The sequence below is a fragment of the Victivallis vadensis genome (genome assembly GCF_003096415.1).
GTDB lineage: Bacteria > Verrucomicrobiota > Lentisphaeria > Victivallales > Victivallaceae > Victivallis > Victivallis vadensis.
The window spans coordinates 1-10,778 of the sequence record NZ_QEKH01000064.1 but is presented as its reverse complement, the minus strand read 5'-3'; the positions used below and the strand labels follow the sequence as shown (position 1 = coordinate 10,778).

Annotated in this window: 8 protein-coding genes; 7 read left to right on the top strand and 1 reads right to left on the bottom strand. The window is 61.3% G+C overall.

Annotation, left to right across the window (positions count from 1 at the left end):
* The first annotated feature begins 206 nt into the window (after positions 1-206).
* Complete coding sequence (locus C8D82_RS20185) at positions 207-3,377, top strand: glycosyl hydrolase family 2 protein (protein ID WP_133245318.1); 3,171 nt, start codon at positions 207-209, stop codon at positions 3,375-3,377.
* Between the two features lie 188 nt (positions 3,378-3,565).
* Here the strand turns inward: C8D82_RS20185 and C8D82_RS20180 are convergent, their stop codons facing one another.
* On the bottom strand, positions 3,566-4,048 hold the full coding sequence (locus C8D82_RS20180; RefSeq protein ID WP_116886099.1) for a peptide chain release factor family protein: 483 nt from the start codon (positions 4,046-4,048) through the stop codon (positions 3,566-3,568).
* Positions 4,049-4,159: 111 nt separating this feature from the next.
* On the opposite strand from C8D82_RS20180, the gene purD reads away from it, so the two are divergent.
* The 6 genes from purD (at position 4,160) to C8D82_RS20150 (ending at position 10,473) form a co-directional block, all read left to right on the top strand.
* Entirely contained in the window at positions 4,160-5,443 is a 1,284-nt protein-coding gene (gene purD, locus C8D82_RS20175) for a phosphoribosylamine--glycine ligase (protein ID WP_116886098.1), read from the top strand.
* Between the two features lie 16 nt (positions 5,444-5,459).
* Positions 5,460-5,903 carry a hypothetical protein gene (locus C8D82_RS20170; RefSeq protein WP_116886097.1) on the top strand — a complete coding sequence of 148 codons (444 nt, stop codon included), beginning with the start codon at positions 5,460-5,462 and terminating at the stop codon, positions 5,901-5,903.
* A gap of 94 nt (positions 5,904-5,997) precedes the next feature.
* Entirely contained in the window at positions 5,998-7,380 is a 1,383-nt protein-coding gene (locus C8D82_RS20165; protein WP_116886096.1) for a PhoH family protein, read from the top strand.
* Positions 7,381-7,512: 132 nt separating this feature from the next.
* Positions 7,513-8,415, top strand: coding sequence for an EamA family transporter (locus tag C8D82_RS20160; protein WP_133245317.1), 903 nt, complete (start codon positions 7,513-7,515; stop codon positions 8,413-8,415).
* An 80-nt stretch (positions 8,416-8,495) separates the two neighbouring features.
* The gene (locus tag C8D82_RS20155; RefSeq protein ID WP_116886094.1) at positions 8,496-9,959 is read left to right on the top strand and encodes an efflux RND transporter periplasmic adaptor subunit; all 1,464 of its coding nucleotides are present in this window, start codon (positions 8,496-8,498) and stop codon (positions 9,957-9,959) included.
* A 76-nt stretch (positions 9,960-10,035) separates the two neighbouring features.
* Positions 10,036-10,473, top strand: a complete 438-nt coding sequence (locus C8D82_RS20150) for a protease inhibitor I42 family protein (protein WP_116886093.1) — start codon at positions 10,036-10,038, stop codon at positions 10,471-10,473.
* The last annotated feature ends 305 nt before the right edge of the window (positions 10,474-10,778 follow it).

The following is a 10,778-nucleotide window of genomic DNA, read 5'->3' as shown; positions in this document are numbered from 1 at the left end:
CCGTCCCGTCGGCTTATGGAAACGGCAAGCTCCGCTTCACGGCGGATACCGCTTCGCGGCCCGGCGGGGTGATGGTCTATCTGCTGACCCGCTGAGCGCGGCGCACAGTTCCCGGGAAAGGACAAACCATGTCCAATCCCGTTTTTTTTCATTAAGAATGCCGATAAAAAAGACGGTTACGAAAACAACAGCCATGTATGAGAGGTATGATGAAAAGCCTATACTCTGACGATCAGAAAATTCCATTTTCCCAACTCTTCGCCAATCCCGGAGCGCTCTATCGCGACACCCCTTTCTGGGGCTGGAACAGCCGCCTCGACGGTGAGGAGCTTCATCGTCAGATCGGAATCTTTCACCAGATGGGCATGGGCGGATTTCATATGCACGCCCGCACCGGCCTGGGGACTCCGTACCTCGGCACCGAATTCATGAAGCTGGTCCGGCAATGCGTCGGCGACGCCAAAGCCGGATCAATGCTCGCCTGGCTTTACGATGAGGACCGTTTCCCTTCCGGCGCCGCCGGTGGGCTTGTCACCCGCGATCCGGCGTTCCGCGCCCGTCACTTGCTCCTGACTTCCACTCGCCGGACCGAAGTGCCCGACCCGGCCAACGATGATTCCGGGAAGCTTCTCGCCGTCTATGCGATCCGTTTCGATCAGGAACACCGGCTGGCGGATTACCGGCTGCTTGCCGACGGGGATTCCGCCGTGCCCGGCTTCGAACTGCTCTACGCTTATTTGATCGTCGAGTCACGCAATCCCTGGTTCAATGACCAGGCTTACGTCGACACCCTCAATCCGCGCGCGATCCGCCGGTTTGTCGAGCTGACCTATGAGGCTTATTTCAAGGCGGTCGGCGACGAGTTCGGCAAATCGATCCCCGCGATCTTTACCGATGAACCGCACTTTACCCATAAAACCGTGCTGCGGTTTGCCGCCGAACGGCGCGATATCCTGCTCCCCTATACCGATGACCTGCCCGAAACCTACCGCCGTGAATACGGCGCCGAATTCTTCGACACCCTGCCGGAACTGGTCTGGGAGCGGGCCGACGGCGCCTGGTCGATCGCCCGCTACCGGTATCACGATCACATTGCGGAGCGGTTTGCTTCGGCGTTTGCCGATACCGTCGGCAGCTGGTGCGAACGCCACGGCATCCGTTTCTCCGGACACCTGCTGGAGGAACCGAGGCTGGAGTCGCAGACCGCCGTCCTCGGCGACGTGATGCGCAGTTACCGATCATTCCAGCTGCCCGGGATTGATATGCTCTGCGACTGGGTCGAACTTTCCACCGTCAAGCAGGCGGCCAGCGCCTCCCGTCAATACGGCTGCGGCGGGGTCCTCTCCGAACTGGACGGGGTGACCGACTGGGATTTCAGCTTTGCCGGTCACAAGGGCCACGGCGACTGGCAGGCCGCGCTCGGAGTCACTGTCCGGGTTCCCCATCTGGCATGGCTGTCGATGGCCGGCGAGGCAAAGCGCGACTATCCCGCCTCCATCAGCGACCAATCGCCGTGGTGGCGGAAGTATCCGGTAATCGCCGATCACTTCGCGCGTGTCAACACCGCAATGAGCCGCGGCCGCGCCCTCTGCCGCGTCGGAGTGATTCATCCGGTCGAATCCTATTGGCTGGTCTACGGACCGCAGGATCAGACCGCCGGAGCCCGCCGTCAGGCCGAGCAGGATTTCAGTTCGCTGTGCAGCTGGGTGCTTCACGGGCTGATCGATTTCGACTTCATCGCGGAGTCGCTGCTGCCGACGCAGAGCCTCATGGAATCCGGCGCCGCTTTCAAGGTCGGACAGATGAGTTATGAAACCGTCGTCGTCCCTCCGGCGATCACGCTGCGCGGCACGACGCTCGACCGGCTCGAGGCGTTTGCCGACGCTGGAGGCGACCTGATCTTCGCCGGCCGGATTCCCGTCTGCTGCGACGCGGCGCTCAGCGATCGCGCCGCCCGGCTGGCCGCCCGTTGCCGCCGGACCGATTTCTCGGAAGCGGCGTTGCTCGAAGCGCTCCGGCAGCGCCGCGATGTCGAAGTTGTGCGCAGCGATGACGGTTTCCCTGCTTCCTCACTGCTTTATCAGTTGCGCGATGCCGGAAACGAACGTTTCCTTTTTCTGGTCAACACCGAACGCCTCGGCGAGACGTTCACCGGGCGGGTGCGCATTCGCGGCGGCTGGCAGCTGGAGTTCCTGGATACCGTCACCGGCGAACAGAAGCCGCTGGCCGCCGCTCATGAACACGGCTGGACGGTATTGGAATACGATTTCTATGCGCATGGCCACTTGCTGCTGCGCCTGACTCCGGCGGGGGCGAGCATCGGCGGAGAGTTGCCGCGGCCCCCTTATGCCGATGCGGAGGTGGAGGCGCGGATTCTCGGCCGTCTGAACGGTTTCGCACTGCCGGTCACGCTGGACGAACCGAATGTACTGGTGCTCGATCAGGCGCAATGGCGCACTGATGGCGGCAGCTGGGAGCCGACGGAGGAGATCCTGCGGCTCGATAATCTTGCCCGGGCCAGATTCGGCCTGCGGCCGAAGAGCGGCCATATCGTCCAGCCGTGGGTCAACCCGCCGGACGGCAAGACGTACGGCCGTCTGGAACTGCGTTACCGGATCGAATGTGCAGTCCCGGTAACCGGCGCAATGCTCGCGCTGGAACAGCCTGAAAACACCGAACTGGAGCTTGACGGGCGACCGCTGACCTTTGCGGACGCCGGATTCTGGACTGACCGCTCGGTGCGGAAAACCGCGCTGCCCGAATTGGCGGCGGGAATCCACACCTTGATTCTGCGCCGCGATTACCGTCTTGATACCGATATCGAACGAATCTATCTGCTCGGCGATTTCGGAGTGGAACTCGGCGGCGACCGGATGCGGCTCACTGCGCCGGTGCGTACCCTGCACTGGGGAGACGTCACCCCGCAGGGGTTGCCGTTTTATTCCGGAAACCTGACCTATCACTGCAAGTTCACGCTGGCGGAAGCCGGCGCGACGGCTCTGCGCTTTCCTTCGCGCGGCACCCGGTTGGCGGAGGGACTCCGCAACAACGATGTGGCGCGTGAGTGTGACTTTGCCGGTTTCCGGGCGACGGTGATCGGAGTATCGGTCGACGGCGGCGAAGAACAATCGGTGGCATTCGCCCCGTTCCAGTGCGAACTCGGAACGCTTGCCGCCGGAGAGCATACGCTGGCAATCACCGTCTACGGCAGCCGCGTCAACAGTTTCGGCGCACTCCATCTTTCATGGCAGATTCCGTGGATCGGACCGGAGGCGTGGCGTACCGAAGGCGACCGTTTCACGCGCGACTATCGGGTACGGAGGTTCGGCGTGATGATCGCTCCGTTGCTGGTCAAAGGTGTCGGCGCCGGGAAATGAAACCGGTTCTTCGACGCTCTTTGGCAGACTTGAGCATAAAAATACAACGATGAATATGGAAAAAAGACTGCTATTGCGCCTGATCGCGAATCCGGCGGAGAGCAGGTGGAAGTTCGCCGAATTGCGGGAAAACCGGTGGAGCCGGAGGTATGTGTTCCGTTTCCGCCATTGTATGGGGCGGACATTTGTCACGGCCGCCGCAGCGCGGGCAGTCCGGCGGCGGTCCGCGCCGCGTTCACGTGAGTCCACAGCGCCGGATCGCGGGCGAAGAGCTTGACCAGCGCGGTCGGCGTCACGCCGAGCCGAGCGGCGGCCGGTTTCAGCTCCCAGCCCTGTTCCGCCGCCACGTCGAGCAGATGCGCGAGAAAGAGCGGGTAAGAGGGGTGGTTCAGCGCGCACTCCATGCGTTCCGGCGGTTCCGCCGGAGTTTCCCGGACCGTCAGCGCGAGCGAGTGGCGCAGCTTCGCCAGTGCATTGGCGCGGTTGCGGTGCTGGCTGCGTTCGGTGCAGTCGGAAGCCGACAGATCAAAGGCTTTCAGGTGTACGCGGACCGCGCTGGAGGTCTTGTTCCGCTTCTGCCCGCCGTTCCCTGAACCCTTGAAGAATTCCAGTTCACAGCAGGCGGAAAGGGCGGAATCGTCGAGTTTCAAAAAATCGTCGCGATTTTCCATGGAATTTACTTTAACTTTCCGAAATTTGAGCTATTGTTATAGTAATGTGCATACAGGAATAAATCAAGCGGTTTTTGACGGATTTGCCGCACAATTCGATGGAGATTACGGATGAAGGTTCTGGTCGTCGGTTCGGGCGGGCGCGAACACGCGCTGGTCTGGCAGTTGAAACGAAGCCCCGAAGTGGAAAAGGTTTATTGCGCGCCCGGCAACGCCGGTATCGCCGCCGATGCGGAGTGCGTCGCGATTCAGGTGGATGAACTGGAGAAACTCGCGGAATTCGCCGCCTCCAACGGCATCGGCCTGACGGTGGTCGGGCCGGAAGCGCCGCTCTGCGACGGGATCGTCGATGTGTTCCGCAGGCATGGACTGCTGGTGTTCGGCCCGGACAAACGCGCCGCGCAGCTCGAAGGCAGCAAGGATTTCGCCAAGGCGTTCATGGTCAAATACGGCATTCCGACCGCGAAAGCCGCCACGTTCACCGCTGAGGCTCCCGCCGCCGATTACATCCGCGGGGAGTTCGCGGCCGGCGCGAAGGGGATCGTGATCAAGGCTGACGGCCTCGCGGCTGGCAAGGGTGTGCTGGTCGCCGACAAAGAGGCTGACGCGCTGGAGTTTCTGCACGGCTGTTTCGACGGCATGTTCGGCGCCGCCGGCGCAAAAGTGCTGATCGAGGAGTGCCTGGTCGGGGAAGAGGCTTCGATTCTTGCCCTGACCGACGGCAATACGATCGTGCCGCTGGTTTCCTCGCAGGATCACAAGCGCGTGTTCGACAACGACATGGGGCCGAACACCGGCGGAATGGGGGCGTATTCGCCCGCTCCGGTGGTGTCGGATGAGGTCTGGAAGAAGATCGACGCGGAGATCCTGAAACCCTTCCTCGCGGGCATCCGCGCGGAAAAGCTCGATTTCCACGGCGTGATTTTCGTCGGTGTGATGGTCTGCGACGGGCAGCCGAAGGTGTTGGAATTCAATGTCCGGTTCGGCGATCCGGAAATTCAGCCGGTGATGCGGCGTTTCGACGGCGACTGGTTCGACGTGCTGAAGAAGACCGCCGAAGGCAGACTGGCCGACGCGAAACTGGTCTGGTCGGAAGACCCGGCGGTTTCGGTGGTGCTCGCCTCCGGCGGCTATCCCGGGAAATATCAGAAGGGCTTCCCGATTTCGGGGCTTGAGGATGCGGCCGCGACCGGCGCGGTGGTGTTCCATGCCGGGACCGCGTTCAAGGATGGCGCGATCGTGAATGCGGGCGGCCGGGTGCTGGGGGTTTCCGCCCGCGGCAAAAGCATCGCCGAAGCGATTGAAAAGGCGTATGGGGCGGTCGACAAAATTCGGTTCGAAGGCGGCTTCTGCCGTCGTGACATCGGGGCGAAGGCCCTGAAATACAACAAGTAAACAGGGACAGGAAAATATGAAGAAAAGTTTGGTTTCGTTGTTCGCGGCCGCTGTTGCGGGTGTTGTGCTGATGAGCGGCTGCACCACGGTGGAGTCCACCCAGAAATTCAATGCGGTCAATGTGTGCAACACCTCCTCGGAGCGTCCGGTCTGCCAGACCCATGTGGTGATGACCGGGTATTATTTCCTCGGGTTGCCCACGCTGGTCGGCAGCGCTGCCGGTGACGGCAAGGCGTCCATCTTCCAGAATACGCTGACCACGGAGAATGTGGTGAGCCTGCTGACCCGCGAAGTGAAGGCGAAAGGGGCGACCCGGCTGTTGAACGTGCAGGTGCAGAGCTCCAGCCAGTCGATGCTGCTGCCGTTCTTCTCGGAGCGTTCCATTCAGGCGTCCGGCACCGGCGTGCGGCCGGCAGGCCTGCCGGCGGGCGCGACCGTCAACTCCTACGGAATGCCGTAATTGCGGTGAAGTCCGTGGAAAGCAATTGAATTTTGATCCGGGGGAGTGCGGGCATTTCCGTATTTCCCCCTTTTTACTTTGACGGAGGCGGCAGATGGCGATTAAGACATTTGTGCTCGATACCAATGTGCTGCTGCACAGCGCGCAGAGCATCGAGTCGTTTCAGGACAATGACGTGGTCATTCCGATGGCCGTGGTGGAGGAGCTGGACAAGTTCAAGAAGAACTCCGACGAACTCGGACGCAACGCCCGGCAGGTGATCCGCCACCTCGACCGGCTGCGGCAGTTGGAGCTGCCCAAAACCGGCCGGCTGAAAAAAGGAGTGCCGCTCAAGAGCATCAATCCGGCGCTGGCCGGCCGGCTGTTCGTGCTGACGGCGGCGGAAGTGGAGGACGAACAGTCGACCCGCGAGGTCAATTCGGTTTTCGGCAGCGAACTGCAGCTGGATTCCCCGGACAACCGGATTCTGCGGGTCGCATACGGCCTGCATCAGCAGGGGAAGATCGTCGTCTTCATCAGCAAGGACATCAATCTCCGGCTCAAGGCGGATGCGCTGGGGCTGCGGGTGATGGATTTTGAACGCGGCAAGGTGAACTCCTCGTCGCTCTACACCGGGTTCCGCGAAGCGGAGACTACTCATGCGAAGCTGGATCAGCTCTACCGCGAACATGAACTCCCGGCGGCCCCTTTCGAGCTGTTGCCGAATGAATTTGCGGTGCTTCACGCCGACAACGGCGGGAAAAAGCAGAGCGCGCTGGCGCGCTGCCGGGCGAATGCGATGCTGACGCTGCTGGACCACAACCGGACCGATACCGTCTGGAACGTCTCTCCCCGCAACAAGGAGCAGCGCATGGCGCTGGATCTGCTGCTCGACCCGGAAGTCCGGCTGGTCACGCTGGTCGGCGGCGCCGGCACCGGCAAGACGCTGCTGGCGCTGGCCGCGGCGATGCAGCAGGTGATCAACGAAACGCTGTACGACCGGATTCTGGTGTCGCGCCCGATCATCCCGCTGGGCAACGACATCGGCTATCTGCCGGGCGACAAAGGCTCCAAGCTGGCCAGCTGGATGCAGCCGATCTTCGACAACCTCGATTTCCTGCTGGGGGGCGAGGCGGAACGGAAAGCGAAAAGCTCGTCCCGACACTCCGCGGAGGGGCTGATCAACTCCAAGAAACTGGAGCTGGAGGCGCTGACCTACATCCGGGGGCGGAGCATTCCGCGCCAGTACGTGATCGTCGACGAGGCGCAGAACCTGACGCCGCACGAGGTCAAAACCATCATCAGCCGCTGCGGCGAGGATACCAAGATGGTGCTGACCGGCGACCCGCATCAGATCGACAATCCCTATCTGGACGCTTCCAGCAACGGCCTCAGCTACACGGTCGAACGTTTGAAGGGGCAGAACCTTTTCGGCCATGTGACGCTGGCGCGCAGCGAACGCAGCGAGCTGGCGGCCATCGCGGCCCGGCTGCTGTAACCCTCTTTTGTATGCGGCCCGGAATTTCCGGGCCGCTTTTTTGTTCCGGCACTGGACGGCGGAGAAAAACGATGATATATTAAATGATATTTATAATATGATCGAGTCTGTTTGTTCAACAACGGTTCCTGTATGATTTTCGGTATTGTTGCGGGAGTGCTTTCCGCGTTGTTCCAGTCGGGTTCCTATGCGTTGTCGCGGGCTTTTATGCTCAAGCACAAAAGCAGGTTGAACCTGCTGTTTTATTCGCAGCTGGCGATGGGGGCGCTGGGGATTCTGACGCTGCCGTTGATTCTGCCGGTGGTGCGTTTTCCGTGGAGCGGGGCGTTCTGGGGATTGATGGCGGGGTGGTTTTTCGCATTCGTCATCGGGCAGTTCAGCTTCTTTCAGGCGCTGCGGGAAATCGAAGCCTCGCGGCTGTCGTCGCTTTTCGGACTCAAAATCGTAGTGCTGGCGGTGATTTTCATTGCGGTCGAGCAGCGCAATTTGAACTTCCTGCAATGGATCGCGGTGGTGCTGAGCGCGGTCGCCGCGATGGGGATGAACCTGACCGGGGGACGGCTGTCGCTGAAAGGATTGGCCTGGCTGGCCCTGACTCTGGTCAGCTATTCGGCCTGCGATATCGTGGAAACCGGGATGATCAAAATGATGCCGGGCAAGTCGGTGATGCTCGAATCTCTCGGCATCGTGGCGCTCTCCTACGCGCTGCTCGGATTCTGTACGCTCCCGGTACTGGCGCTGAAAAACGATCACCGGCGGCTGCTGATCGACGCGGTGCCGTTTTCGGTCGCGTGGTACGGGGCGATGATCTTCATCTACGTCTGTTTCGGGTTGATCGGCGTGGTGTTCGGCAACATCATTCAGGCGAGCCGGGGCATTATTTCCGTGGCGCTCGGCGCGGTACTGTTGCATTATGGCTTCGACCGGCTGGAGCCGCGCGTGGGGCGCAAGGCGTGGATCCGGCGGTTCCTGATGGCGGTGGTGATGTTGGCCGCGATGTGCCTTTATACTTACGCACGCAACCGGATGCAATGATTTTGCGCTTTTCCGATTTGACCTGCTGCGGCAAGATGCTATATTGTTTTCAGGAGCAATTCAGGAGCAGGAGGAGAGGTATGAGCAGATATCCCGGAGTTTTTGCAGCCGGTGCGGCCGTGCTGTTGTGTGCCGGAGGGATGGCGGCGGAATCGGCCGTCAAGCCGAAGACGGTGGAGCCGGTCGCCGGATCGATGGCGCTGGAGCCGGTGGACACCCTGAAACTCGAAATGGAGGGCGTCGTCTGCCATGCGCGCAGCGTGGTGATTTCATTCGAGGGGAAGGGGCGGCTGACCTACGTCGCCCCGGTGGGAAAGTATGTATTCAGCGAAGTGCTGAATCGGGAAGGGGAGGTGGTGCGGCAGGGCGATCTGCTGGCGCGTCAGGATACGGACATCCCGACCAGCGATGTGAAGATCGCCGAAGTGATGCGCAAGCGGGCCGAAGTGGTGCTGAAAGAGCGTGAGGAAAATTTTCGGCGCGACCGGAACCTGGCCGAAAAAAGCGCCGTCAGCGCCCGGCAATATGAAGAGACCCTGATGCTGTACAACACCGCCCTGATCGACAAGGAGAAGGCGGGGCTGGACCTGGAACGGGCGCGGCAGGTGCTGGACGCCTGTTTCATCCGGGCGCCGTTCAATGCGGTGGTCGAGGAGATCTACCGTTCGGAAGGCGGCGCGGCCGATGTCGGGGACCCGGTGCTGAAGATCAGCATGGTCAATCCGATCAAGATCGAAATTCATCTGCCGGATGAGGCGTTGCCGCTGTTCAACCAGATGACCCGGGTGCTGGTTTATCCCCGGGGGCAGACGGAGCCGGTTCCGGCGTGGTTTCAGGGGACCAGCCCGGTTTCCGGCAAGATCGAGTGTTTCGCCGCCAACCCGCTTGAGACGGATGATGTGATCGGGCCGGACGGCAGGCCGTTGCCGGTGATCGACCAGTTGAGCGTGGTTCATATCCTGCCGGAAAAGGCGAAATTGGCCCCTTTCTGGATCGAAAGCAGCGTAATCCGGTACGACGACGGCGGCGCGTATGTGTGGCGGCTGGCGGGGGCGGGCGGAACGGACCCGAACCGATCGATTCCGAATATCACCACGCTGGAGAAGGTGCGGGTCTCTCCGCTGGATATGCTCGTCCAGTATGGGAATGTGCTGCTGGAGGGAATCAAAGGCGGAGGCGCCCTGCGCCAGCATGATGTGCTGGCCGGTGATGTGCCGGATTCCGTAAAACCGGGAGACACCGTGGTTTACCGGAAGAAGCGGCATCGCTTCCAGATCGGTGAAAAGGTGAAGATCGTGCTGTCGGCCGGCTATGGCGGGCATCGTTTCATCGTGCCCGGTTCAGCGGTCAGGCGCGATTTGGAAACCGGCGGATATTTCGTGTGGATCAGTGACGCCGGGCAGGTGCGCCGCCGTCCGGTACTGCTGCTGAACCGGAGTGACGACACGGCGATGATTTACTCCTCGAAGCTGGCCCGCGGCGACCGGCTGCTGTTGCCGAAGCCGGAACAGAAACTCGAAGAGGGAATGCTTTCCGGAATCTGAGAGGCTTTGGGGAATCGGACTTGAAAAAACGGCGGAAGCGGTTCATATTACTGCAAACGCAGACAGGGAGAACAATATGAATAAATGGTTGATTTGCGGCATCGCCGCGGTGATGGCGACTCTGGCCGGATGCGCTACCGGCGAACAGGAGTGGAAGCAGTTGCCGGAGGCGTCGAGGACGCTCGGCGCCAGTGAAAGCAACCAGACCGTGCAGGTCCGGGTCGGCGAATATGTGAAAATCTCGCTGAAAGCGAATCCGACGACCGGTTATACCTGGTTTTTCCGGGTCGACAAAGACAGGAAGCAGACCGGTTCCGCCGTAGAACTGGTGGGCGAACGCCTTATCATGCCGGAGGAGGACAATCAGTTGGTCGGCGCCCCCGGCGTCAAAGAGGTGATGGTTCGCGCCGTTGCACCGGGTTTCGCCTACGTGATCGGCGAGTGCAAGCGTCCGTGGGAACACGGGCAGCGTCCCGCCCTGACCGTGAAATACGGCTTTGTCGTCGTCCGATAGAGCGGGGATTTCGCTCCTATTGGAGCGACCAAGGCGCTTCGCCCTTGGAACCCGACCGGCAAGGTGCCGGTGCCGAATACTTAGAGCCGGGAAAACCGTTCCGGTTTTCCCTCCGGGTGGGGGAGACTCTACTGTGGACAGGCAAGCGGGTACCTGAGCGGCACACCGCTCCGGTCGGCGACCGCGTCGGCTTTTTTGCCGACGCCGGGCACTCCCTGCGCCTGCTGCCGCCGGAGGTCACGCGCGGAACCTCCAGATGCTGACCGGGTAATAGAAAGATACCCTGATGGAGGCTGATAAGAATT

Bases quoted from the DNA above. Each gene is read 5' to 3' on its own strand.
- C8D82_RS20185 (WP_133245318.1), top strand. From the start codon at position 207: ATGATGAAAAGCCTATACTCTGACGATCAGAAAATTCCATTTTCCCAA.
- C8D82_RS20180 (WP_116886099.1), bottom strand. From the start codon at position 4,048: ATGGAAAATCGCGACGATTTTTTGAAACTCGACGATTCCGCCCTTTCC.
- purD (WP_116886098.1), top strand. From the start codon at position 4,160: ATGAAGGTTCTGGTCGTCGGTTCGGGCGGGCGCGAACACGCGCTGGTC.
- C8D82_RS20170 (WP_116886097.1), top strand. From the start codon at position 5,460: ATGAAGAAAAGTTTGGTTTCGTTGTTCGCGGCCGCTGTTGCGGGTGTT.
- C8D82_RS20165 (WP_116886096.1), top strand. From the start codon at position 5,998: ATGGCGATTAAGACATTTGTGCTCGATACCAATGTGCTGCTGCACAGC.
- C8D82_RS20160 (WP_133245317.1), top strand. From the start codon at position 7,513: ATGATTTTCGGTATTGTTGCGGGAGTGCTTTCCGCGTTGTTCCAGTCG.
- C8D82_RS20155 (WP_116886094.1), top strand. From the start codon at position 8,496: ATGAGCAGATATCCCGGAGTTTTTGCAGCCGGTGCGGCCGTGCTGTTG.
- C8D82_RS20150 (WP_116886093.1), top strand. From the start codon at position 10,036: ATGAATAAATGGTTGATTTGCGGCATCGCCGCGGTGATGGCGACTCTG.